This window comes from Leptospira tipperaryensis (assembly GCF_001729245.1).
In the GTDB taxonomy this organism is placed as follows: domain Bacteria; phylum Spirochaetota; class Leptospiria; order Leptospirales; family Leptospiraceae; genus Leptospira; species Leptospira tipperaryensis.
In genome coordinates, this window is the sequence record NZ_CP015217.1 from 3,145,023 (window position 1) to 3,169,906 (window position 24,884).

Genomic DNA, 24,884 nt, shown 5'->3' on the forward strand with positions numbered 1-24,884 from the left:
TATCTATGTCTCGTTATATTCGCTCAAACGGGGGATCTCAAAATCTAAAACTTCAAGTAAAGTTCCTTGAGTTTTCCTCCACTCTCTTCATTGTTTGGAATTCGTTAATAAACAAAGAGACTCTGGAGAGAACATGGAAAAAAAACCCTCGGAACAAAGCCTACTTCGCTTTTTCGGGTTGGGAGAATTGGCAAACCACGGTTGGAATGCGATCCTCGCGTTTTGGATGATCATGGGGATGGCCTTCTTTCTGTTCGCGGATCAAAACCTAATCGCGCCTAACTTAAGAAACATAGGCGCCTCTTTCGGATTGAATAGTCAGGAAGACGTTGACTGGTATATCGGAGGAGTCATTCCGATTCTCTTTTTTATTTTGGGTGGCGCTGTTTCCGTGAGTATGGGATATCTTTCCCAAAAATATTCTCGAAAAACTCTCATCATCTTCTCCGTTTTCTTAGGGGAAATCCCTTGTTTTCTTTCCGGCTTTGCAACGAGCTATCCTGAATTTGTAATTTATAGAACTCTCACCGGTTTCGGACTGGGAGGAATTTTTCCGCTTCTCTTTACAGTCCTCGGAGATTATTTTTCGGATAAATCCAGATCCACCGCGGCGGCTTACGTATCACTTTCTATGGGAATCGGACTCGGCGTAGGACAGTTGTTAGGTGGAATCCTAGGAAACGCGGATCCGATCAACGGCTGGAGAATGAGCTTTATCTATCTTTCTGTTCCTTCCTTTTTCTTCGCGCTGATCTATTGGGTCTTTTGTAAGGAACCTCTTCGAGGCGGAGGAGAAACCGAGTGGCAAGGAATCGCCGATAAATTTTCGGAAGAAAGTTTTCATCTTCGTTGGAGCGACATTCGGCTTTTGTTTCAAAACAAGACAAACATAGGAATCTTTTTGCAAGGAATACCCGGTTGTGTTCCTTGGGGGGTTTTCTTTGTGTTCTTAGTGGACTACTATGAAACCTCGTATCACCTCGATAAGGCGACCGCGACGATGCTTCTCACATACGCGGCGATCGGAGTTTTTGCCGGAACTTTTTTCGGGGGAATCATAGGACAAAAAATCTACAACTACAGAAAAAGATTACTTCCTATCTTTTGTATGACGAGCATCTTGCTCGGAATTCTTCCTTGTCTCTATCTATTAAAGGCGGAGACTATCGCGACCTCCGGGACATTCATCGTGATCAATCTAATCGCTGGTTTTCTCATCTCCCTCACCGGACCAAACGTGAGAGCCACATTAATTAACGTGAATATTCCAAAAAATAGAAGTAGCATGTTTGCTCTCTATAATCTCACAGACGATCTCGGAAAAGGATTGGGACCCGCTATGAGCGCAGTTATCCTAGGCTTAACTCCCGGAGATCGTTCTCTCGGACTTTCGATTTCAGTTCTATTTTGGATTCCATGCGCCCTCTTCTGGCTTATGGTCTTGAATAATTTTGAAAAAGACGAAAAAGACGTGCATGATTATTTGGTCCAAGAAGCAGAAAAGATAAGGGGAACCGCTTAATTGGACATCGGATCTTTTAAATTATTTTTATTTGATATAGAAGGTACGACAACGCCGATCGAGTTCGTACATAAAATTCTTTTTCCGTATTCGGTTCAGAAGATGGATTCTTTTTTTCAAACTTCCTCCTTGGAAAACGAATGGAAACAGAAACTCTTGGAAGAAGCAAAAAACGATCCGACTTACAAAGGAAGGATCGGAGATTCTCCGGAGGCTCTGAGCGAATATTGTAAGTATCTCGTTTCCGTGGATCGAAAGAGCGGTCCATTGAAAGAGATTCAAGGAAGAATTTGGAAGATCGGATACGAAAGCGGAGAACTCAAAAGTCTGATGTTCTCCGATGTTCCGGAATTCTTAAAAAGGATTCAAAGCTCTCGAAAGAAGGCGGCAGTATATTCTTCCGGAAGTGTACAAGCGCAAAAGCTAATATTCCAGTATTCGGAATCGGGCGATCTTACAAAATATTTTTCAGGCTACTTCGATACCGCAGTCGGAGGTAAAAGAGAATCCGCAAGCTATTCTAAGATCGCGAAAGAACTTGGAGTGGAACCGAGAAAGATTTTATTCTTCACAGATATCAAAGAAGAGGCGGACGCTGCGATCGGAGCGGATCTTCGAGCCGCCGTCTTAGAACGTCCCGGAAATTCAAAACAACCGGAACATCCTTATCTAAAGCTTACTTCGTTTGAAACGTTAAACCCGTCTCATTCTTAAAACGACTTCTCTTATCAAAATGCTCGGAAGAATCAAATCCCTCGTAATTCTATGATTCGGAGCCGCGAAAACGGTTCTTTTTTTCCGAGCAGGATCGGACAAACGGCCGATCTTTGGAAGGTGAGAACGTTTTTGATTTCCATTTTTATTCTTCCGATTTCCATTTCCACTGGAATCCTGGAAGCTCGAGAACTCGTATATGCTTTTCGAGAACCGGGAAAACCCGAAAAAGAAAAGATGATCCTCGTGGGAGAAACGGTTCTTTACGATAAGGTCAAACCGATCGAGGAAGAAGGAAAAAATAAGAATCTGGATATCGGCGTGGATACAAGAGCCGATCTGGTAACGATCAAAATCAATTACGATCCGGGTCTAAGGGTCGGGCAAATTTTATATCTTATAGAAAAAGATTTTGATCATAAGAATTACAAAAACGGAAACATCGTCGCTCAGATCGAAATCAAATCCATCTTCCAAACATCCTTTATCGGAAAAAGAGCGAGAGGAATCGGAAACCTCGGTTTAGTAAAAGATAGAAATCTTATGGTGGCTGCGCCCCTCGTCTCCGAAAAAATCGAATCCGCAATCGTAGAAAGAAAGAAGGGAGACTATCATCTCTCTCGAAACGAAATCGCAGAATCCATACGTTCTTATAAACATACGATCAGCCTCGATCCTTCTTCACCCATGGGTCATTTCCGTTTAGGATTGCTCTACAAAAAAACGGGAGAGGCTTATATCTCAGCGGGTTCCGAATTTTCGATGGCTTGGAAAAATCGGAAACGTTTTGGAAACTCGCAAGAAGAATTAGAATTCTATGTTGAATACATAGACTACTTAAATCATAAATACGAAACTGAAGGATTTAAGAATCCAGGGATCCTTTCAAAGTCTATGGATGTGATTCGTGAAGCCTTTAAATTGACGAAAGCGGATTCCGAACTCTTAATCAATTCGGCGACAACATACTATTATCTTTATAGAGAAGATTCCAAACCTGGAAAATCTCCCGCAGAAGCTTCCGCAAAGAGAAAAAAATCCGATACTTACTTTGAGATTTCGGAAAAGCTTACGAGGAACGCGGATTTTCTCAATCCTTCCGATTATCGCGTTCATCTCCTCGCGTGTAAACTATACATAGACAAGATCACGGAACTCACATCGGAATCCGGACAAAGTAGTCTGGGAGAATTGGAACAGGTTGCGAACTTCAAAAGAATGTTAAGCGAATCTTTTGAAAAATACAAAACGTTTAAACCGGCGTCTCAATCGGGAGATCCCTATTTGCTAAGAGCGGCGAATCTTATAGGATCACTCTGAAAGAATTTTACGCGTTCTTGTGAAGATATATTTTTGAAGGACGAGCATATCGTCCGGATTGGAATCGAAAAAGTTAACGCCTAAGTTGAATTTCCCATCTCCGGCCACGATATATCGAACAACTTCTCCCCGAAGGATGAGGGTTCTTTCCGTAAGAGGAATAAAGATCTTAATGATATTATGCTTCTTTAAATAGTGAAAGATTCTTTCTTCGTCAATCTCGAACAAGAGACCGTTGATACTGATGTCCACAACCCGAGTAGCTGCTTTTGTCTGGCGATAATTATCAGCGCGAATAAATATCTTCGTCATGGAGTAACTGAAAATTTCGGAGAGTTCGATCAAATATCCCGCTTGAGAAGGTGTAATCGAATATCGATCCATCGCGGATGCGTAGACTCGTATGTATCCGACGACGTCGTTAAAAAGTCTGATCGGAAGAATCATGTAGGAGACGAGAAAATCTCGAATTTCATTCTTCTGAAGTTCTCTAAAAAAATTATCAGCGTAGTCTTGGCCGTTTTCCAAAACCATACGAATGTATTCGTCCCGATAGTTATCCACTTCGGAAGGGTCTGTTTCTCGGATATAATTGATAATTAAGGAAGTATCAGATATAAAAACGGGCTTATCGTATCTTCGGATAAAGGTTTCTAAAAAACTTTCTTCTTTCTTTTCTCCCGAGAAAAAAACGATATCGTATTCTTTGGAAACCGTGGAAATATATTCTGAAATCATAATATTTATGAGACGAAGATCCGGGTTATCTTTTTTGATCTCCCGCATCAAGTTGTTAAATCTTTGTTCAACTTGAATATTTCTTCCAATCTCACGCCCTCCCCCTGAAAGGGAACGAAAGAGGATCACGTAATTCATAAAGAGATCGTCCACCGCTACGCGGATGTTTTTTCTAAAAGAGGCCGCCTGGAGTTCGGATGGAATTCTTATCTTCATTCCTTCTTCTAAAAATTCCAAAATCACGACTTCAAACTGATAGAGGATGTTCATAATCTCAAAGCTGATCTTTGCGCGAAGAGTAAGTCCCTGTGTCGCTCCCGGAATTCTTAGGTTTACGCTTGTCTCTTCTATCTCTTCCACGACCGCGAAATATTTTTGTCCGTCGTAATCGAAAGGAAATTCCACGTCGTCCGCTTTGAGATAATAGAAGAGATGTTTTACGAGATTGATGTCGGTCCCTATAATTGTTTCTCCAAACATCGTTTCGAGAATGGTTATGAGTTCCTGTAAACTATCTGATCTACCGACTGCCATGGGTTTTCTTTTGATGAAAGAGAGATTCTCTCTAAGTATCGGCTTTTAGGAAGTCGGAATTCAGTCGGGTTGCTCAGAGGGGACATAAGCGTTTAGAAAAGAGAACTGAAGAGAAAAAAAATCCCTGGGAAGGTTTCGGAAAAGCCCGAAAAAGAAGGTATGGATACAAGAAAGTCGGAACTCAACCCGGAATTATTCGATATGATGAAACAGGGAAAGCTATCAGCTGCGAAAATCCTAGATTTGATCGCTCTCAAGGAACTCGTAGATCGATTTGCCGTAACTCCTTTTATCGAAGAAGAAAAGATCTCACAGATTAAAGAGAGAACCGGAGTGGAGCCGGATATTTTGACTTGGGGAGATTATTTTCAAACTGAAATCGCATCGAGATACTTTGAAAAGTCGGAACTCCAGTTTAAAAAGATCATGGAAACGATTCGCTTTGATCTCGTTTCAGCTCATTTGATCTTTTCTGGAAAACCGGAATACTTTCAGGACTCGGTGAGAGGTCAGGCGCTCATTTCAAAATCGATCGATTCTACCTTTTGGACCTTAGAAGACGAAGAAGCCATCCATTTAGATACCCTCCTCGAATATTTCACGCAGATGGGAATCGGAGAAAAACCGTTGACTGTATCCGATAGAATCTGGTATGAAAGCTTTGAATTGGAGAAAAAAGCAGTTTAATGGGATTAATAGACCAAGACACCATCGACCTGGGTTCAGGAAACAAAATTCTTACGCTAAGCTTAAATAACCCTGAATCCAGAAATTCAATGACCCGCGAGATGGGCCTTGAGTTTAAGAAAACCATCGAGAGCCTGTTAGACGCTCCTGAAAAATCGAAACCAAGAGCCGTTATCTTGACTGGGAAAAATGGAATTTTTTCCGCGGGCGGGAATTTCGAACTTCTAAAATCTTTCTCCACGAAAGATTTCGAGACGAACAAGAAAACAATGTTCGAATTTTATAATCTCTTTTTGACGGTAAGAAGATTGGATATTCCTGTTATCTGTGCCGCAAACGGTCACGCAATCGGCGCCGGACTTTCCCTTGCCTTTGCCTGCGATATCCGTATTTTTGCAAATGAAGGAAAGTATCAGTTCAACTTCGTGAAATTAGGAATTCATCCTGGAATGGGTTCAAGTTATATTGTGAAAGAACTTTTCGGAACACATATGGCTAATCGGCTTCTCTTTCTCGCCGAAACGTTGACTGGGGATGAGGCGTTACGCGCCGGCCTCTGTAACGATTCCGTTCCTCAGAAAGAAGTTTTGGGGAGAGCAACAGAAATTGCAATTGCGCTTTCTGAGAGCGCTCCTCTTGCTCTAAGTGAATTAAAGAAGAATACTTACGACCGTGAAAAGTTAGAAGCCGCCCTAAAAAAGGAAGCTGAATCTCAAGCGAGAAACTTTATCTCGGCCGACTTCAAAGAGACGATCAAGGCGATCGAACAAAAAAGAAAACCTGAGTTTAAAGGAATCTAATTACTTCCCTCCTTAATTTCTCTATCATAATCTTTTAATGCCTGGAAGGTAGAATCATACTCATTCCAGGCATTCCATACTACAAATCCATGAGCTCCACTGTCATAGGCGGCCTTTACCTGCGCCTTGATATAATCTGAAAGAGAAAGTCCGGATTTCGCTACTGACATATTGAATCCTTGGATGTAAGGAATCACTCTTGTCGTTTTCAGGGATCTTTTTAAGGTGAGATGAGTTCCGTCATAGACAGTCTGATAAGGATCTTTGATTCGATCGGGCATCCCATAAAAGTGAGAAGGATATAACATTGGGTAGAGAACATCGACTACTTGTGCAAAAACTTCCACTTTCTGACCAATGGAATCATTTTGATTAAAGGGGATCCGACCAAAGATATCCGCTCCGATGTAAGGTAGATTTTCGCACTTCAAAGTTTCGTTTCGGATATTTTTAATAATCCCAGAAATATTCTTATAACGAGTTTCGAAGGATAGTTTGAGTTGAAAATTATCAGCGTAACGAATATAATCCAATTGAATTTCAGGAAATCCAGATTGGCACGCAGCACGAATTGATTTGTGAATCGATGCAATTTTTTGTTCAGACGGTTTTTCAGTCGGAAGTCCGCCGTCAAAGTTTACAACGCGAGCAACTGGATAAAATCCTTCCGAAACTAAAGAATTCAAAGTTTCCTTCGAAGGCGAGGTCGGCTGGACATCTATGACTAGGAAATTTATGCCGTGAGATTTGCCCTTTTTACGGATTTCTTCAAACGCTTTGACTTTCTTTAAGGTCCTCTGCGAAATATAAATTCCTCTGGAAAAATTCGGAGTCTTTGGATCAACATTTGGTAACGTATTTTCTAACGGTTTCGGGGGATTTTCTCGATTTTGAGCAGTTACGACCTTTGATTTCCCTTCAAGAGCGGGTTCAAATTTTGTAGGCAACTTCTTCGACTGCTCGGAGGAAACCTCTGGCTTCAAACGCGGTGATTCAATTTCTTTCTTATTTACGGATTCAGTAGTTCCGACTTCCGGTAAAGGAGCCGGTTTCAACTGAAGATCTATTGTTTTTTTCCTTGGATTCATCTTAGGAAAAGGGAGATCGAAATCGGAAAATATCGAAGATACACAGAGAAAAAATATTGAGAATGATAAGATTATTTTATTCACGGCTTTAGAAAAATATCGAAATTAATTTAGTTCTCTTTTATATGTCGGAATTCAGCCAGTGAAACTAAAAGAAACAGTGAGAAATACCTAATAAGAATCAACTGCTTATTCTGCTAATAGGGAGAAGCCCAAATTAAAAAATTTCAATGGAGATAAAAGATGGCGACCGGACTTATTTTTTCAGAAATGTTTCTCTATCATAATTCAAATCCTACAATCCCCCATTACGAGAATTCGGATAGGCTGTTAGCTTGTATGGAACGTCTTCAAAAATCAACCTATTATACTTCACTTTATAAGCCGGAGATTAAGGATCTGCCCATCGATATTCTTACCCAAATTCATTCAAAAAATCATATTCAAAAAATAGAAAGTTCGAAAGATAAAAGGGGTTACTTCGATTCGGACACTCCCTTTACAGAAAATTCATGGGTATCCGCCTTCAAGGCCGCAAGCTCAGGAACTACAATGGTAGATGCTTTATTGGAGGGAAAAATCAAAAATGGATTCTCACTTCTCCGACCACCAGGACATCATGCGAAACGCAATCGTATTATGGGTTTCTGCATGTTAAACAACGTTGCAGTTGCGACGAAATACTTACAGTTAAACGGATTTAAGAAGATCTTTATTTTAGATTGGGATGTTCATCATGGAAATGGAACCCAAGAAATTTTTTATAAAGATGAAGACGTTTTCTATCTATCCGTTCATCAATTTCCGTTTTATCCGATGACTGGACTTCCGACCGAAATCGGTGAAGGAACTGGGAGAGGAACAACGAAAAATATACCTCTCCAAGCAAATTTGGAAGACTACAACTATATTAAAGTATTTAAGGATTCCATTGTTCCCACAATCGAAAAATTTAACCCAGATATAATCTTGATTTCCGCAGGTTTTGATGCTCATAAGGAGGATCCGCTCGGTGGAATGCAGATCACGACCAAAGGTTTCGAAGAACTGACAAGAATCATTCTTGAATGCGCGAAACATGTATGTCAGGGAAGGGTCCTGTCTTTTTTAGAAGGGGGTTACGACTTAAATTCTTTGTCAGAATCTGTAGAAACCGATATCGCGGTTTTTGAATCTTTTTCCTAAAAAAATAAGCATATTTACATTCTTTTATTAACTTCCGGGAACCGTATTCATTGGAGGAAAAAGAAAAATGAATCAAATTCAAGAGTTTACGGAGTTTCGAGGACAATCTAAAAGGAACGCCGGTCCGTCCGACCTGCTCTTACCAAAACATCTGGAAGAGTTTTTAAGAATAAAACTTAGAAAGCATGGTAACCTGAAGAATTATTTTCATTATCTCATTGTCAAATTTCAGAAGAAAAATCTTTTTTCAAAATTTCCAGACACGGCTTTTCGAAAGACTCTCTATCAATCCAAAAGACAAAACTTGATTCGAATTTCTTTTAGACCCGATCATCAAGATTGGTACGAGGCGAAACTTGCAGGTTTTTATTTTGGCGTATCGATTTGTAAACTTTTCTCCAGATTAGTGGATACCGATAGAGACGAAGGTTTCCCTATTCCAAACTGGAAGACAGCAATTCTAAAATTAGAAAGAGAGAAAGTAAGACCGATCCATTTTTATTTTACAATTCTTTCAAATAAAAAGATGATTCTAAAACGCCTTTCCAAAGGGCAAAATTTCGAGCTGAATACTGCATAAATTTTTCTCTTTTTCTAAATACATTCCGATATTCAATGAAGAATGGAAGTTTCGTTGGAAGAACTCAATCAAATAGAAAGAAGATTTAGAAATTATATCTTCATCCTCGATTTTCTTCTAAGGGAAACTCGGAATGAGCTCCTTGAGAATCGGGCTCGACGAGAAGTTTGGTTGGAGCGCCATGAAACGTGGAAAAAGACTTGGCATTCATCAAGTTCAAGGGATTCTTCTCAGCTCGCAAATGTATTCAAGAAAAGCGACTCCGATCGGGAATTCCGACCTCTTCAACCCTTACTGCATTCTAAAAACAACGGTATTTCGTTTAAAACGCAATCATCCCTGGAATTCCGACATCTTAGTCGATAAGACTTCCTCTAAGAAAGAAGCCTCGCATTGAGTTTATTCCTATCGGTAATGTAAAAAATTCTTGAAATTATGTCTCTTTTCAATGTTTATAGAGATAGGGGCAAATGTAAGAATTCAATTATGCGTTTTAATAGATTTCTTATTCTCCTTCTTTCCCTCTTAACGTCTTTATCGTTAAATTCCGACGGACTTCCTAATTTTTCCATACAAGAAAAGGAAGCACGCACGCACTTTACGCGGGGTTTTTCTTACTTTAATAATTCTCAATATTCTTCTTCCAGAGAAAGTTTTCTCAAGGCACTCTCAATCAAAGGCGACTTTACATTAGCGCGCCTTCTGCTCTCCAATTCATATTATCTCTCCGGCGATTGGCCAGAAAGCATGTCGGAGTTAGAACAAATCGAGGGAAATATAGGACTGAATCAGATTCAAAAAGCCAGATTAGACGCTCTACGAATCAATCTTGCCGGCGGGAGTCAAGACTCAGCGGTAAAGTATTATTCAGCCCTTTTAGGAGACGAACTCCGACGTTTCCGATTCCGAAATCCTACCGACGTCGCAATTGATGACGACGGATTCCTCTATGTTCTCTCTTTTGATACAGCCAATATTGTAAAATTTGACCCGAATGGAAATCCCGTTGATAACTTCAAAGGTTCTTTAGGTCGGAATTTATCAGGCCCCCTCTTCTTTTCCCTCCGAGGAACTTCGATCTTTGTCTCCGATTTCAAATCTGATAAGATCTACGAGTTCAATACAAGAGGAGAATACCGAAATCGCTTTGGGAAAACGGGAAAAGCAAACGGAGAATTTCACGGGCCAACGGGAATTTTCCTCACAAAGGATGGTAACCTCTTCGTTTCAGACTCCGGAAACAATCGGGTTCAAAAACTCAAAAGCGACGGCACCTTCCTCCAAGAAATCGGAGTCGGAACTCTTCGCAATCCCTCCGGAATCAAAGTCAACGCCAAAGGGGAAATTTTCGTCGCGGATCGTGGGAACTCCCGAATTGCAGTCTTCGACACGGAAGGAAATTTTCTAAGGGAGATCAGCAATCCAAATATACTTTCTTCCCCCCGCAATCTCACAATCCGCAAAAACGAACTTCATATCGCCGATGAAAAAGCAGGCCTGATCGTTTATAACACTTTAGATAATACCTGGAGAGCCTTGGATTCTTTTAGGGATTCTAAAAATGTTGTCCGTAAATTGAATCAACCCTTCTCCTCGGCCTTCGATTATACGGGAACTCAATACATCGCCGATTTCAATCGTCATAGAGTCGAAATTTTTAGCCCGGCAAATCAACTTTCATCTAACCTCGACGTGGTCGTTGAAAAAGTATTAAACAGAGAATACCCTGACATCTCCGTTTTTCTAAGAGTTCGAGACAGATCCGGACGGGACATCAAAGCCATTCCAAGAAACTCCTTTAGAGTTTATGAATATGGAAATCTCTCTCCCCTCATCGGGCTCGCCGATATGCAACAATATAATAATAGAATCTCTCTGTCACTTATCTACGAAAATACTCCGGAAGTAAAAACCGGTTATTCAGTCTTCGAAAAATCTCTTCGTCCTCTTCTTACTTCTCTAAGACAATACGACGGAGTAGAAGTCCTCCGTTCCGGAGCAGAACTTATCAAAGCTTCCGATTTCAATTATTCGATGCATGAGATTTTTAGAATATTACGAACTTCTCCTAATGACTCCTCTTCCAAAACGGGAAAAGCAATTTATAGAGGAATCTCCGATCTCCTGGATCGTTTAGGGCCGAGAGCCGTCCTCGTTTTAGTTTCAGGGAATTCGAACCCGGATTCTTTTACTCAAATCTCTCCGGAAAAGATTATTCGTTATTCAAAAGCACATTCGATTCCGGTCTATTTCTTATCTCTCTCCGATACCGGACCCGCGGTGGAAATTTACAAAACCATCGCCAACTCAACGGGAGGGAAATTCATTCTCATTCCCGGAGAAGGTCAAGAAAAAACTCTCTACGAATCCTTTCTCTCTCACAAAGACAGACGTTATATCGTATCTTTCAAAAGTAGAGTGGACGCGGATAAAAAAGATTTCTACATTCCCCTCATCTTAGAAGCGAACTTCCGAAACGCCGCAGGAAAAGTCGAAGCAGGATTTTTCACGAAATGATTCTCTATCTTCTTCGACAAAGACGTTTCCTGATTCTATCCTTACTTCTGATTTTAGGGTCGACGCTCAATTCTCAAGATACGGTTCGCAAAATTCAAGAAGGGGAAACCTTTCTCAAAGAAAGAAATTACTCGGCTGCGTATCAGTCTTTTACCGATGCGGCCAAAGCAAATCCGATGTCTATCCGTTCGCTTTTAGGTCTCGCAGAATCCGCAAAACATCTTCATAAGTATAACGAATCTTTTGAAGCCTTTAACAAAGCGTTGGCCTTGGAACCGGACAACAAAAGCGCTCTGAAAGGTGCAGCCTTGGCTTTCGTAAGAAAGAGAGAATATCAAAACGCACTCAATCTTCTAAGGTCGTCTTTGGATACGGACCCCTTTGATCCTATCCTCGCTCCGGTTCAAATTCAAATCCTTTTAGAAATGGGAAGTTTCGAATCCGCTCTAAAAAAGCTCGAAGCTTCTCGATCTAAATTACAAAACTCTAAAGAAGTTCAAATCTTAGAAGCGAAGGTCAACGGAAAAACCGGAAACTTTTCTAAAGCCTATCATCTCTGGAACGGAGTTCTTTCGAATTCTTCGGACGACCCGGATCTTTTTTTTCATCTCGCGTCTCTCTTAATCGATTGGGCTGAAAAAAGTCCAGTCGGTGAACGAAAACAAAAACTCGAAGCCGCCGCGGAGAAATTGGAAAGGGCCATTTCACTCTATCCGGATTTTGAAGAAGCGATCGACGCACTGACAAGAATCCGTATCTGGCAAAACGATTATGCATCGGCAGTAATCCTTTCCCGCAAACTCGTTTCTCTGTATCCGCAAAATCCTCTTTTTCTTTATCTCAAAGCGTTCGCGGAAGAAAAAGAAGCAAACAAAGATTCTTCAGCAGCGAGTAAGGATTCTCTCAGAAACGACTTAGCTGAAATATTAAGATTAGATGATTTAGATTCCATCTCAAGACAAAAGGCCGAATCCGTCGCTCTCGTTCATTTTTCGGAAAATCATTCTTTTCGAAGAAAATTGGGCGACTATAGAATGCAACGCTTTCGTTCTTCCAAAAATTCGCTTCTCTACGATATGTCCTCGCATCACCTAGCTTCGGCGAGAGAATTGATTCCGGGTCAACCCGAAGTTCAGTTTCAAACTCTTTCCGAATACAAAAGGACTGGTTTTTTTCCGCGTTATCTAAACCTTCTTTTATTCTTAAGAAAGAAATATCCGGAGAATGAAAAGTATCAGTATGAGATAGAAAATCTTCTCAACTCCATGAAACAATCGATCGGTTATAAGGAAGGAATGATCGAAATCACGGGAGACAATCTTCTTGAAAATTACGGCAGAACTCCGCCGGTTCTTCTCGTTTTCGATCTCACCGACAAATCCTTCTTAGGCGATTATCCGGATCTTTCTCTTTTGGTCTCCTCTTCGGTTCGTAAAATTCTTTCTCTAAATCCTACGATTTCGCTTTCGGGAGTTCTGGAATCCGCAAGAAGTAATCCCTCCTCTTTCAATCTCACGCCCGATAGTTACATGGGAATTCTTCCCTATTCGGAATCTTCTTTTCTTAAAATCAAAGATTCTACGAAGAATGGAGTAAAACCGAGATTTGTAGTTTACGGTTCTCTAAAATACGAAAATCATTCTTTGAACATAGACTGGACGATCAAAGATACAAAACACGAGAAGATCCTAACTACGTTTCGCATTTTCGCAAAAGGGCGGGACTTTCTTCCCGAAGCCGCGACACGATCCGCGTCTAAAATTCTGGCTTTGATTCCTCCTTCGGCTTCCGTCGTCAAGGTCAAGGATGAGGATATCATCATCAACGCCGGCACTTTGGACGGTTTGAAAAAAGGGTTTAAGGTTCAGATTTACAATACATCCGGAAAATCTGGGGAAGCTACCGTTGAGGAAACCGATTATTTTCTTTCAAGAGCGGTTCCGGATAACGGCATCAACGGATTAAAAACGATTTCCGAGGGCGATCGGATTCTTTGGAAACGTTAGTCTCTTCTTTTCGGAAATCCGCTGAAATAATCTAAGATCCAATCTGCGATTTTCTTTTCGATTTCCAAAATCTGTTTCGGATCGGGTCTTGTTTCCAAAACTACGTTCCAGATTCTTCCCTGAATTTCTATTTTAGAAATTCCGAATGTATTCCATTCTTCGGAAAACCAATCCGGAAAATTCCCTTCGTTATAAATTTCCTTTCTATTTTCGTCTTGAAAAACAAAACGATTTACCAGGATCTGAAAACGCTTTCGAACCATTCCGTATTCGATTTCTAAATCCACATCCGGATAGATCCTAAAATCGGAACTCTCCTCATCCCAATCCAATCTGGAACCTTCTAAACAAATCTCGTCTTCTTTGGAAATCTCCAATAGGACCGGATAAGAATATAAAGTTTTCAAATTTTTCTTTTGATCGTAACCGACTTGAACGTCGACTCGATGTTTTTTTCTCTCGATCCGAACCTGAAACGCCGACTGCGGCCTTTTCTCCAAATGTTTACGAATCGCTGAGATTGCAATTTCCGAAAATTGAAGCGGGGGCAAGGCAATCTTCGAAGTCGTGAATCGGTTCTTAAAAAAATTGAAACTCATAGAATTTTACTTTGGATCCGTTCGAAATTCTATCATCTCGCAGGTCAAAGTCTTTGTGGAATCAGAATTTATTTGTAAATCCGTTTTTGATTGCGGTGTGGAAAGACTCTTTGCATTTCACGAATCCCCTAAAGGGTTCGAAAGCCTCGTCTCAGCCGATCCCAATGTGAGAGTGATTCAAAAACCGAAAAACATACAACCGGGTGCTGTCGCAATTTTGAAAGTAAGCCCCTTCCCATTTTTTTCTTGGACTTGGATCGCGGAACATCTCGAATATTCTCAAAACGAAAGATTTGTGGACATTCAAAAAGAAGGTCCGTTTTCATTCTTTCTTCACGAACATCTTTTTAACTCCGTCGAACAGGGCCGTTCTCAACTGGAAGATAGAATTTTCTTTGAAGCTCCGATTCACTTTTTGTCGTCTTCGATCGTTCTTTCCCTTTTGAAAAAACAATTTCTAAAACGACATGAGATCACCGCAAAACAACTTTCGGTTTCTTGGGAGAATCTCTCCTGCGGTCCTATGAATTCTTTTTGATCCTTGTGTCGTAATCGATTAAGATCTTTTTGTAAGAGTTGATAAACTGAGGAGAACTGATCATATAATCCGCGGTGGAACGATTGCAAGCCATTGGTATATTATAAAGTACTGCAATTCTGAGCAATGCCTTAACGTCGGGATCGTGAGGCTGTGCGGTCAAAGGATCCCAGAAAAAGATCACGATGTCCAGATCCCCTTCCGCAATTTTCGCCCCGATCTGCTGATCCCCTCCCAACGGTCCGGATAAAAATCTGTAAACGGGAAGTTCAGCTTCTTCGTTTATCAATTTCCCCGTAGTCCCGGTCCCGAATAGATGATGTCTGGATAGTATTTCTCTATGAGTTTTGGCCCATTCTACCAGATCATTTTTTCTGTTGTCGTGAGCTACGAGGGCGATTCTTTTTGTGGCGGGGACGTGAACTTCTTTCATTCTTCGTTACTCTTTTAATGTTTGTTTTCAATCTAATTTTTTGATGACGCCCGTTCGCGACCAATCCTAAATTGACCTGGGATATTTTTTTTCCATTTCAATTCCATTTTGAACCTTTGTTCTATACTTCCAAAAGAATACGACTTCTATGAAACCATCTTCATTCTACCGCGCCCTCTTCCTTCTCGTCTGGATTTTTTTAACTCTTCCCTCTTCTGTCTTTTCGGATAAAACTCCTTCCGAAAAGAAAATAGAAATTCTCATCCCCGATGGAAGTAACCCCGATTCCACTTGGGGAAAAGACGCTCTTCTCTTCGAGGACATCGATCTTTTAGGAGATGCGAGCGAAGAAAATTCCAAAAACCATTTTGAAAAATCCAAAGAAGATTTCCGCAACGCCCTGGATCGATTTAGAAAAGCGAACGATCTCGCAGAATCCAAACGAAAAGACTTCGAGCAACTGACGTTTGAAGCGGATCGATACGAATGGCAAAGAAAAAATCGGAAGGAAAATTTTGAAAGAGCGATCGTGAGAGATCTGAACAAAGCGAGATCGGACGCGATTCATCTTTTGGTTTCTTCCATGAACTCTTTGGAAAGAATTCAAAATCAAAAGGTCAGAGACACCGACGGCTTTCGAGAATTACAGGCCGGAATTTATAGAGAATACATCAAACATCAACTCGTCTTAAAAAACTTTTTTCAGGCGATGGATTTACTCGAACGTTACATTCAAATCGGAACCAAGTATTACGAAGATTCCGAGGCTCAGGGTTTTCTCGCAAACTGTTACGAAAGGGCTTATCGACTTTCAAAGAAAAACAGAGACGATCAGGCTCGCGAAAAATACGATATCCTTCGCAAAAAACACGGGCTTCTTTACGCCGAATATAAGTTTGGGAAAGATTCTCCCGATTTTAAAGAATTCTCCCGAGAACTTTTTCGGGATTGATAGAATTTACTGAATTCCGAGTTTCTTTTTCAAACTGCGGTTCTCTTCGATGAGATCCTTGATCTCTTTTTCAGTATAAGCAAAGAGTCGGTCCTGCGCTTCCAGAATCTTATCGAGTTGAATCTCTTCAATATGAGAATAATCTAATGCTTGTTCGGTCGCCTTTTTGAAATCAAGCGCGTCTTTCAATTCTTGAGTTTTTAAAGAATCCAAAATTTCGGAAACTTTCAGACGTTCGTGAAGAGCGAGCAGTTCCTTGTTTTTGAGTTCGTTGACTCTTTCGAGGGCCTTGTTGATCTCTTCGTTGTTTTTCTTTACTTTGGATTCGAATTCTAAGATGGCTTGAAGGGCTTCGTTTGCTTTGGCCGCGTCCTTGTATTCTTTCTGAGCGAGTTCGAAAACTCCTTCAAAAAATCCTATGTTTGTAAGACAGCTATTCCCGATTTCGTTTGCGGCTAATTTATAGAATTCGGATTGGATGGTGCGATCCAAAATCAATCTTAGATTTCTCTGATGAACCGGATATTCCAGGACTTCGATTTTTCCGGTTTCGGGAACGACCGAGTGAATTTTTTCCGATTCTTCCGAATAGACCATGATCAAACTTACATAGGGATGAAGTTCGAACTTACGGATAAATTCTCGAATGTGATTCCACTCTGCAAAGTTTACAGAAAGAAAAAAGATATGAATGTCGGCTTTCATCAAGTCGATTGCGCCGAGTCCATCAAGAGAGACCTTGCTCAATTCAATGTTCACACGAGGATGCTTCCAGATTTGAATCGGGAATTCCTTACCTGAAGTAAGATGCCATATAATCGCGTTTTTTTGACTCATTGTATTAATTAAAACACTAACCAACGGATTTTCCGGGGTCAGGATCCTCTTTTCGTGATCTTTTTTAACTTTCCCCATATACTTAATCTTTCTAATCTCTCTGTCAATTTTGATTTTTGATCAGAAATTTTATCAAGAACCTTTTGAATCGGCTTTGGAAGATCCATGTCCGTTCTTTTGATCATGATATTGATGCTCAATATCGCGATTAAAATGTTCGCGCTCCAGGGCCCAATCCAATCCGGAACCTTGTCATTGTAGGAAATCGTACTCCCCAAGGTGAAAAATGTAAAGTAGATCATTAGGAAAACAACTGCAAGCGTAAAACTCATTCCTTTTCCGGATCGTTTGACTACGAGTCCGAGAGGGAAAGAAATGAAGAAAAAGATCAAACAAGAGATCGGCATCGCAATTCTTCTGTGAATTTCTACGTTAAAATCGGTAAGAACCTTTTTCCCCTGTTGCATCAGAGCCATCAGCTGGGTTAAAACCGAGTAGCTTTGAGTCATCTCGTCCGGTGAGAGGGTTCCGTTCGCCGCGCCCATCGCGAGATCAATCTTCATCTTCTCCACCATTTGCTTTAGTCCGATTAAACCTTTTATCTCGATTCCCATCTCCTTTAGAGCTTCCAGTCCTGGAATTTTTTCCAATCCCTCGGATTGCATGTTATTCCGGATTTCGAAAAGAACCGGCATAGAAAAGGTTTCGGGTTTTACGTTCAATTCGAGAGTTTTCTTTTCCTTACCCTTTGGAATGTTGTAGTCCATCTCTCCGTTTCGAAAATCGGTGATGGAAAAACTTTTACGGTCGTCGCTCCATTCTAAGATCCAACCGTCTTTGAGACGAATGGATTTCTCGTATTCCCCATCGGATCCGAGTTTTTCTACGAGATTTCCTCTTCCCGCGTTGATGATCTGGATGATTCTCGAGCCGCCCATAGGAATCATCTTTCCACCGATGTGAAAATACTCGTTTCCTTCGAGAAAAATTTCCCATTCTCGGATCTGAACTCCCTTGAGTTCGCCCGTGTCGGAATTCATCCCTTCGGTGTACATCGTTCTCGCGCGTTTTTCAAAAAGATCCTGAGTTTTATCCCCGCTGAACTGACCCGGCGTAATCGCGAGCAGTGGATTGTAGGCGAGAACCCATTTGTTAAACTCATTCATCTTTCTCGTATTCTCCGGAGAAAGATAGAAGTTGAGATAACCTACGATCAGGGCCATCGCAAAACCGAATGCAAGAAAGTTAATATAGATTCTCGGAAAGCTCACACCTGCGGAACGGATCGCAGTGATTTCGGAATCTCCGGAAAGTCTTCCCGCGGCCATGATCCCGCTCATAAGACACGCCATCGGAATCGTCATCGGCAAAGTATTTGCAAGAAGATAACCGAAGTAATCGAGAAGACGAAGAGGATCCACCCCCTTCCCCACGAAAAGACCGATCATCTTTTGAAGAGCGAGGACCATATAGACCATCGTAAAAAATGCGAGAGCGACCAGAAACGGAGAAAGAATCTCCTTAAGAATGTACCGATCCAAAATCGGAATCACCATGTAGAATTTTCTTTTGTCAGTATGAACTTTGAAATCGGCGGGAAGATCTTCTACACTACCCAGACGAACGGTTCTAAGATCGGCTCCGCCGCTCGCCGCGTTTTTTTTCGGGGAAGAATCGTTGGAAGATCCGAGGATCGAGTCCTTTTGTTTTGCGATTTTTTTGGAAAGAGAAGAATCCGAATTCTTCTTGGAAGGAACTACCTTCTTTGTTTTAAGATCGGGTTCGGAAGATTTTGTTTTATTTGCCGACGAGCGCGCAACCGACTTTTTGCCGGAGGCTTTTTTCCGATTGTCCGGGTCCTTCAAGCAAGGATCCTTCCTTTCAGAGTCGCGCTCGTAGCACTTTCAATTTGAACGTTTACGGAAGTTCCGATCATTTCAGAAGCGTTCTTTCCTTCCGGAAGAGGAAACACGGTCATTCTTCCACAAGGAGTTCTTCCGCAGAGTTGGCTTTCCGATTTACGGGAAGTGTTCTCAATCAAAACGGAATATACGTTTCCGATCCGAGAACGATTTTGTTCGTGAGAGATAGAAGTCTGAAGATCCACGAGTTTGGTGAGTCTCGCCGACTTCACTTCTTCGGGAACGTTGTCCGGAAGTTTTCTCTGGGCCATCGTTCCTTCTCTTTCGGAATACTTGAACATAAAGGCCATATCAAACTTCACTTCACGAACCACCGCAAGAGTGTCCTCGAATTCTTCTTCGGTCTCGTTGGGAAAACCCACGATGATGTCGGTGGTAAGTCCCACGTCGGGAACGATACTTCGGATCTGCTCGACAACTTCTAAGAATTCTTCTTTGGAATAAGAACGTTTCATCTCTTCCAAAACTCTCGTGTTACCGGCTTGAAGAGGAAGATGAATGTTCGGACAAAAACGTGGATTCTCCGCCATCAGTTCCAAAAGATGAACAGGAAAGTCTTTCGGGTGCGGGGAAGTAAAACGGATTCTTTCAATCGTAGTTTCATCCAAGAGCATACGAATCAGACCGGCAAAGTCCTGTCCTTCTTCTTTGTAAGAATTTACGTTTTGACCGAGAAGAGTCACCTGACGAATTCCCTGATCGGCGAGATCCTGAACTTCGCGGACGATGCTCTTCGGATCACGGCTTCTTTCTCTTCCTCTTGTATAAGGAACCACACAGAAAGTACAGAAATTATTGCACCCTCTCATGATCGTAACGAAGGCTTGGATTCCGTTTACTACCCGAGGTTCGATTTCGTCGTAGGTTTCGATCTTAGAAAGACGTGTGAGCGCGAGAGAATTTTCTCCCGAGCGAATTCTTTGGATGAGTTCGGGAAGGCTTCTGTAATTGTCCGGTCCTACGACCAGATCCAGAGGAAGTTCCTGGTGAAAAAGATCGTCTCCCAGATTTTGAGCCATACAACCGAGAACGCCGATGACGAGTTTTGGATTTCTCTTTTTGAGATACCCAAGGGACTGAAGGCGGTTGTAAATCTTTGCGTGGGCGTTTTCCCGGATCGCGCAGGTATTTAAAAAGATAATGTCGGAGTCTTCCGGATCCAAGGAGGAAGAATATTCTGCGTCCTTCATGAGACTGGCCACGATCCCGGAATCGTATTCATTCATCTGACAGCCGTAGGTCTCGATATAGACCTTTCCTGCCATTTTTTCTACTTCCAGAACGCTCATAGGACTGAATTTCTGCTTGCCGGACCGGCTGTAAAGGGGTTTTCCATAGATAGGGAAGCGCGTTTTGTATCGTCTAAAAAACCGGTTCTTCCAAGCAGAAATCGATCATGGCTGTGAATACAAAACTCGACTACTACCAGATTTTAAATCTTTCCCGGAGTTCCGACCTCGGAAGAATCGAATCTGCTTATAGAGAATTTTTAGAAACCTTGGAAGCCGATCCCTGGAACCCATCTTTGGAATTGGATCGGGAAGAAGGAACCCGCGCCTACATTGTCCTCAGTTCTCCCAAGACAAGAGAAGAATACGATAAGACCTTGGATTATGAGTTCCTACTTTTAGATACGAACAAGGTTCCGGAAGAATTCGAGTCCTTTTATAAAGTGCAAAAGCTTTCCGAAGGAGAGGAAACCAGAGAATTCTACTCTCGCTTTTTAGAATTCAAGAAGGATCTGGAAAACACACTTCGAAACTTAAGAATCACAGTCTTATTCTTTTTGAGCGCTTTTTCTCTTCTTACGATTTTCGCACTTTCCATGGCTCTCGCGCAGAAAAATGGTTTTCTCTCACCCGGCGCCGAGTTGTTCTACAGAAAGTGGGGCATTCTTTGTTCCGCCGTATTTCTTTTTTCGGGATATGCGATCTTTCGAAAGGTCGTAACTCCGAAAAAAAACGGATCTGAGAAAAAACGGGGAAGCCAATCACTTGAAGACAACAGCAAAGAAAAACGATCCTAAACATCTCGCAGAAGACGAAATCTCCTACTACTATTCCCTCCTCCAAGAAGAACTTACGACCTTTGATTGTGGAGAATTGTGTAAACCCGATAACGACGGGATTCCTTTCTGTTGTATCGCAGATAACGCAGTTCCGACCTTATATCGCTCCGAATTCTCCATGTTAAAAAAAAGAACCGATCTCTGGAAGGTCTGGAAACCGGAGACCGCCGAAGACAAGAAGATGCTCGCGGAATACGATTCCAAAGAAACTCTCTTTTGTGAATGCAAAGGAATTCAGTTTTGCGAAAGAGACAATCGTTCGATCAGTTGTAGGACCTTTCCACTCGAACCCTATTTGGATACGAGAGGAGTTATGGTTGGCCTCGTTTTTATGAAAGAATTTACCGGGAAATGTCCGCTCACCCTCAGAGCAAAAGATATCCGACAAGAATTCGTAGATAGTCATTTTATCTTCTGGGAAAAACTCCTCTTCCGTTTGGATAGCGAATACGAAACCTTTTGGAATTCCTCAAAATCCTATCGAAGATCCAGGGCCAAGACCGGAAAAGAATTTCCGATTTTTTTCCCGAGCCACCTCAGAGGAAAAGATTATCTGCAAGAATACGTCTGATCCGAAACATTTTCCGCCCGCTCATAGAACTTTCAAAAATTGGCAATTGAATTGATTCAATTACAAATCGATCAATTTTTTATTTCGCAGAGGGAGTTTCCGGAGAATGGATTTATAACCCGATCAAACTTTCCGCAAAATAGCACTTAACAAAAAAACCGTTCCGCGTTAGGAACGCTTATCTTCAAAGACCGTTTTTCACTTCGTTTTAAAAAGCAGAGAACGGTTCAAACGATACATTTTATAAGAATTCTTTTTGGTCTTAAAAAGTTTTCTTTTGGAGCTTTCTATGTCTCGGATTTCGATTCTAATTTTTTTATTCTTATTTTCCTTTTGTATCGCACATCCGCCGAAAAAACCGGATCAGCCGCTCCCGCTATTTAAATCCTTGTTGGACTTCCAGAAAATTGGGGAAGAGACTACTCCTCCGCCTACAACTCCGACGGCCCCGCCGGTTATCATTCCCAATATCAGTTCCATTGCGGACACGGGACAAACTCAGTGTTGGGATACGACGGGAATTCTTATCGGATGCGGAGGCACGGGACAAGACGGAGATTATACAAACATCCCAAGACCCAGGTCGTTCACAGGGCCTACCCAACATCCGATCTTTAACAATGATTATACGACAATCGATAACGTTCACGGTTTGATTTGGCAGTCTTGTAATCAAGGAAGAAGCGGCGCAAACTGTCTCGGAGGCGTTTCGAATTCCATAGACTGGAACACGGCAAATGCTGGAGGAGCGGGAAGTTGTATCGATCTCAATTTTCAAAACGCAGGACTAGGATACGCAGGGATCACGAACTGGAGAATTCCGACGGCAAAAGAACTCTTGTCTCTTCTTTACTACGCAAACTCACCGATCCCCGTTTATATGGAAACGATTCCATTTCCGAATCCGGATACGACCAATTTGTATATGAGCAATACCGATTTTAATACGAACAATCTTATGATCTGGGTTATCGATTTTTTAAGTCCCGGTTTTCCGAGACAACCTTTTGTAAGAACGGCAAATGCTCTCCTTCGTTGTGTGTCCGGTAATATAACTCCCGCCTTTTCGTTTGTAGACAACGGAGACGGGACGATCAGCGATCAAAACACAAATCTTCTTTGGAGCAAATGTGTTGCGGGACGTTCGGGCGCAAATTGTCTGACCGGGATCGCATCTAACGTGAACTGGCAGACGGCGCTTAACACGTGCAATACGTTAAATCTAGGAGGAAGAACCGGTTGGAGACTTCCCAATATGAACGAACTCTTAAGTATCGTAGACGAGACCGGGGGCGGGACTCCGGTTGCTTCTGCGGTCTTCTTTCCAAACAACCCTCTCAGCACGTTATGGACATCTACGACAGAATCGCAGAATACGAACCTCGCATTGTTTATCAGTTTTTCTAACGGGCAGATGCTCAGCATGGATAAGACAAATCCTGGAAACTTCCGTTGTGTCACAACGGGACCATAAGAATTCTTTAGTTAAAATCAAAATAGAAAAATCGTTTTCTTTTTCTCATCTCTAAAAGAATCTGCATTCGGCTTTGATTCAATCAATCTTTCAGGGTTTCCAAAGGCCCGCCGGTTCCTCTGTGCCCTGTGCAGTCGGTTTAACGTACGGGAGATTGGAATCAGAGCCACCATCACCTGGTCGAAGGTTCGACTCCTTCCTTACTTCGGTAAGTAGCTCAGATGGATAGAGCAGGCGCCTGTCACGCGAGAAGTTGGTCTCTTCGCAAAAAGACCGAAACAAAAAAAGAATAAAAGGCGTCCGGCTTTCGGATTGATTCGGAAGCAATCGGATGTTTGCCTTGTAGGACGATGGATACCGAATCGCAAATTGCTTTGAAACGGTCTCGGAAATTTTTTGAAAGAAAAAGAAAAGAGGCTGCGTTCGATTTGATAAAGCGATTCTCAAATTGTTTTCCGCAGACATCGGATGGATTCCTTTTATTCTTTTTGTGAATCTTCTCAAAGCTCATCTTTGTTAGAAGCGGTTGAGAATAAAAGAACGTTAGTCGTAATCAGTCTATTTTGAATCGAGGTTTGTATGAAAATTAAAAAGGATCAAAGAGGTCTTTTATTAAAAGACGGAGAATACGTAAAACTCCTGATTCCCGGGGATTACTTTTTCATTTTAGGAAAAGACGTAGAAATTCATTCGGTCCTAAATCCGCTTTTTTCAAGAATCGATTTTACTTTCTTACGGAATGATCCAATTCTTATGAAAGAATTAGAAGTCATCGACCTCAAAGACAACGAAATCGCGTTTCATTTTGAAGAAGAAAAATTTCAATCGGTTTTAAGAACGGGGATCCACTCATTTTGGAAAGGAATCAAAACCAGATCCTTTATCAAGATCAATCTGGACAATCCTTATATCGAAGATGAAATCGATCGATCCATCTTGATGAAACCCGAAGTAAAGGATCTCACCTGTTCTTACGCTGTAGAATCTTTTCAAAAGGGCCTTTTGTTTATTGAAAATTCTTTTGTAAAAACCTTAGAACCCGGAAATTATTTTTTCTGGAAAGGAACAAAATCGATTTCGGTTCTCAAAGCGGATCTAAGACAATTACAAACGGAGATCACCGGACAAGAGATCCTTTCGAAAGACAAAATCCCTCTTAGACTTAATTTTGTTTGTCAGTATAAGATCAAGGACCCGATCCAATGCCTCGTAGAAATAAAAGACTATGAATCCCAACTCTACATTCATCTTCAACTGGTTTTGAGAGAATACATCGGCTCATTGACGTTAGACGAAATTCTTTCTAAAAAAGAAGAAATTGGCTCCTACGTTACGGAAAAGATCAAAACATCCATGCCTTCCATGGGTTTGGAAATTCTTTTTGGAGGAGTCAAGGACGTAATACTCCCCGGAGAGATCAAGGACATTCTCAATCAGGTCTTGATCGCAGAAAAGAAGGCCCAGGCAAACGTTATCATGCGAAGAGAAGAAACCGCATCCACAAGAAGTTTGCTAAACACCGCAAAGTTGATGGAAGAAAATGCAACCTTATACAAGCTCAAAGAGTTGGAATATGTGGAAAGAATCAGCGAGAAGATCAGTCAGATTACTTTGACCGGTGGAATTCAGCTCATCGATCAACTCAAAGGCCTTCTTCTTCCTGCGAAAGAAGATACTAAAAGATAAGTTCCGTGAAAAGATTCTGAGATTTGGAAGAATTTGTTTAATTTCAAAAAATCTCAGAATTAAAATCTATGTTTTTTGGAGATAAATTTCCCTACTTCTTTTTTGATTCGCCG

23 protein-coding genes are annotated in these 24,884 nt (G+C 41.5%); 16 read left to right on the forward strand and 7 right to left on the reverse strand.

Features of this window, described 5'->3' with window-relative positions; genetic code table 11:
• The first annotated feature begins 133 nt into the window (after nt 1–133).
• The 3 genes from A0128_RS14685 to A0128_RS14695 are packed head-to-tail and all read left to right on the forward strand — an operon-like array spanning nt 134 to nt 3,556.
• The gene (locus A0128_RS14685) at nt 134–1,522 is read left to right on the forward strand and encodes an MFS transporter (protein WP_069608204.1); all 1,389 of its coding nucleotides are present in this window, start codon (nt 134–136) and stop codon (nt 1,520–1,522) included.
• Nucleotides 1,523–2,236: an acireductone synthase gene (gene mtnC / locus A0128_RS14690; RefSeq protein ID WP_069608205.1), complete on the forward strand. Its 714-nt coding sequence runs from the start codon at nt 1,523–1,525 to the stop codon at nt 2,234–2,236.
• A 51-nt stretch (nt 2,237–2,287) separates the two neighbouring features.
• Nucleotides 2,288–3,556: a tetratricopeptide repeat protein gene (locus tag A0128_RS14695; protein ID WP_156781853.1), complete on the forward strand. Its 1,269-nt coding sequence runs from the start codon at nt 2,288–2,290 to the stop codon at nt 3,554–3,556.
• Here the strand turns inward: A0128_RS14695 and A0128_RS14700 are convergent.
• Nucleotides 3,548–4,828, reverse strand: a complete 1,281-nt coding sequence (locus A0128_RS14700; protein ID WP_069608206.1) for a PilZ domain-containing protein — start codon at nt 4,826–4,828, stop codon at nt 3,548–3,550. The genes A0128_RS14695 and A0128_RS14700 overlap by 9 nt on opposite strands.
• A 159-nt stretch (nt 4,829–4,987) precedes the next feature.
• Between A0128_RS14700 and A0128_RS14705 the strand changes: the two genes are divergently transcribed.
• Entirely contained in the window at nt 4,988–5,515 is a 528-nt protein-coding gene (locus tag A0128_RS14705; RefSeq protein ID WP_069608207.1) for a hypothetical protein, read from the forward strand.
• Complete coding sequence (locus tag A0128_RS14710) at nt 5,515–6,315, forward strand: enoyl-CoA hydratase/isomerase family protein (protein ID WP_069608208.1); 801 nt, start codon at nt 5,515–5,517, stop codon at nt 6,313–6,315. Before A0128_RS14705 ends, A0128_RS14710 begins: the two co-directional genes overlap by 1 nt.
• Here the strand turns inward: A0128_RS14710 and A0128_RS14715 are convergent.
• Entirely contained in the window at nt 6,312–7,487 is a 1,176-nt protein-coding gene (locus A0128_RS14715) for a putative glycoside hydrolase (RefSeq protein ID WP_069608209.1), read from the reverse strand. The two genes, A0128_RS14710 and A0128_RS14715, sit on opposite strands and share 4 nt — an antisense overlap.
• A 159-nt stretch (nt 7,488–7,646) precedes the next feature.
• Here A0128_RS14715 and A0128_RS14720 point away from each other — a divergent pair, with 159 nt between their 5' ends.
• The 5 genes from A0128_RS14720 (at nt 7,647) to A0128_RS14740 (ending at nt 13,691) form a co-directional block, all read left to right on the forward strand.
• Complete coding sequence (locus A0128_RS14720) at nt 7,647–8,588, forward strand: histone deacetylase family protein (protein WP_069608210.1); 942 nt, start codon at nt 7,647–7,649, stop codon at nt 8,586–8,588.
• Nucleotides 8,589–8,655: 67 nt separating this feature from the next.
• Complete coding sequence (locus A0128_RS14725) at nt 8,656–9,168, forward strand: DUF1564 family protein (protein ID WP_069608211.1); 513 nt, start codon at nt 8,656–8,658, stop codon at nt 9,166–9,168.
• 133 nt (nt 9,169–9,301) lie between these two features.
• Nucleotides 9,302–9,565 carry a hypothetical protein gene (locus A0128_RS14730; RefSeq protein WP_069608212.1) on the forward strand — a complete coding sequence of 88 codons (264 nt, stop codon included), beginning with the start codon at nt 9,302–9,304 and terminating at the stop codon, nt 9,563–9,565.
• Between the two features lie 89 nt (nt 9,566–9,654).
• On the forward strand, nt 9,655–11,685 hold the full coding sequence (locus A0128_RS14735; RefSeq protein WP_069608213.1) for an NHL repeat-containing protein: 2,031 nt from the start codon (nt 9,655–9,657) through the stop codon (nt 11,683–11,685).
• Nucleotides 11,682–13,691: a tetratricopeptide repeat protein gene (locus A0128_RS14740; protein ID WP_069608214.1), complete on the forward strand. Its 2,010-nt coding sequence runs from the start codon at nt 11,682–11,684 to the stop codon at nt 13,689–13,691. The genes A0128_RS14735 and A0128_RS14740 overlap by 4 nt, the downstream gene beginning before the upstream one ends.
• On the opposite strand, the gene A0128_RS14745 is transcribed toward A0128_RS14740, so the two are convergent.
• On the reverse strand, nt 13,688–14,290 hold the full coding sequence (locus A0128_RS14745) for a hypothetical protein (RefSeq protein ID WP_069608215.1): 603 nt from the start codon (nt 14,288–14,290) through the stop codon (nt 13,688–13,690). The genes A0128_RS14740 and A0128_RS14745 overlap by 4 nt on opposite strands.
• Here A0128_RS14745 and A0128_RS14750 point away from each other — a divergent pair.
• A complete protein-coding gene (locus A0128_RS14750) occupies nt 14,280–14,828 on the forward strand; it encodes an SRPBCC family protein (protein ID WP_156781855.1) in 549 nt (182 codons plus the stop codon). The two genes, A0128_RS14745 and A0128_RS14750, sit on opposite strands and share 11 nt — an antisense overlap.
• Here the strand turns inward: A0128_RS14750 and A0128_RS14755 are convergent.
• Nucleotides 14,812–15,261 (reverse strand): methylglyoxal synthase, encoded by a 450-nt coding sequence (locus tag A0128_RS14755; RefSeq protein ID WP_069608217.1) that lies wholly within the window; start codon nt 15,259–15,261, stop codon nt 14,812–14,814. The two genes, A0128_RS14750 and A0128_RS14755, sit on opposite strands and share 17 nt — an antisense overlap.
• 148 nt (nt 15,262–15,409) lie before the next feature.
• On the opposite strand from A0128_RS14755, the gene A0128_RS14760 reads away from it, so the two are divergent.
• Entirely contained in the window at nt 15,410–16,213 is an 804-nt protein-coding gene (locus A0128_RS14760; RefSeq protein WP_069608218.1) for an FcpA-related putative periplasmic flagellar protein, read from the forward strand.
• Nucleotides 16,214–16,219: 6 nt separating this feature from the next.
• Here the strand turns inward: A0128_RS14760 and A0128_RS14765 are convergent, their stop codons facing one another.
• The 3 genes from A0128_RS14765 to miaB are packed head-to-tail and all read right to left on the reverse strand — an operon-like array spanning nt 16,220 to nt 20,261.
• Nucleotides 16,220–17,050, reverse strand: a complete 831-nt coding sequence (locus tag A0128_RS14765; protein ID WP_069609319.1) for a hypothetical protein — start codon at nt 17,048–17,050, stop codon at nt 16,220–16,222.
• Between the two features lie 38 nt (nt 17,051–17,088).
• A complete protein-coding gene (locus tag A0128_RS14770) occupies nt 17,089–18,915 on the reverse strand; it encodes an LptF/LptG family permease (RefSeq protein ID WP_069608219.1) in 1,827 nt (608 codons plus the stop codon).
• Nucleotides 18,912–20,261, reverse strand: a complete 1,350-nt coding sequence (gene miaB / locus A0128_RS14775; RefSeq protein ID WP_069608220.1) for a tRNA (N6-isopentenyl adenosine(37)-C2)-methylthiotransferase MiaB — start codon at nt 20,259–20,261, stop codon at nt 18,912–18,914. The genes A0128_RS14770 and miaB overlap by 4 nt, the downstream gene beginning before the upstream one ends.
• 107 nt (nt 20,262–20,368) lie before the next feature.
• On the opposite strand from miaB, the gene A0128_RS14780 reads away from it, so the two are divergent.
• The 4 genes from A0128_RS14780 to A0128_RS14800 all read left to right on the forward strand — a co-directional run bounded on the left by A0128_RS14780 (nt 20,369) and on the right by A0128_RS14800 (nt 24,771).
• Nucleotides 20,369–20,998, forward strand: a complete 630-nt coding sequence (locus A0128_RS14780; protein ID WP_069608221.1) for a J domain-containing protein — start codon at nt 20,369–20,371, stop codon at nt 20,996–20,998.
• On the forward strand, nt 20,967–21,611 hold the full coding sequence (locus A0128_RS14785) for a hypothetical protein (protein WP_069608222.1): 645 nt from the start codon (nt 20,967–20,969) through the stop codon (nt 21,609–21,611). Before A0128_RS14780 ends, A0128_RS14785 begins: the two co-directional genes overlap by 32 nt.
• A gap of 289 nt (nt 21,612–21,900) precedes the next feature.
• Nucleotides 21,901–23,085, forward strand: a complete 1,185-nt coding sequence (locus tag A0128_RS14790) for an Lcl C-terminal domain-containing protein (protein ID WP_069609320.1) — start codon at nt 21,901–21,903, stop codon at nt 23,083–23,085.
• Nucleotides 23,086–23,664: 579 nt separating this feature from the next.
• Nucleotides 23,665–24,771, forward strand: a complete 1,107-nt coding sequence (locus tag A0128_RS14800; RefSeq protein WP_069608224.1) for a slipin family protein — start codon at nt 23,665–23,667, stop codon at nt 24,769–24,771.
• The last annotated feature ends 113 nt before the right edge of the window (nt 24,772–24,884 follow it).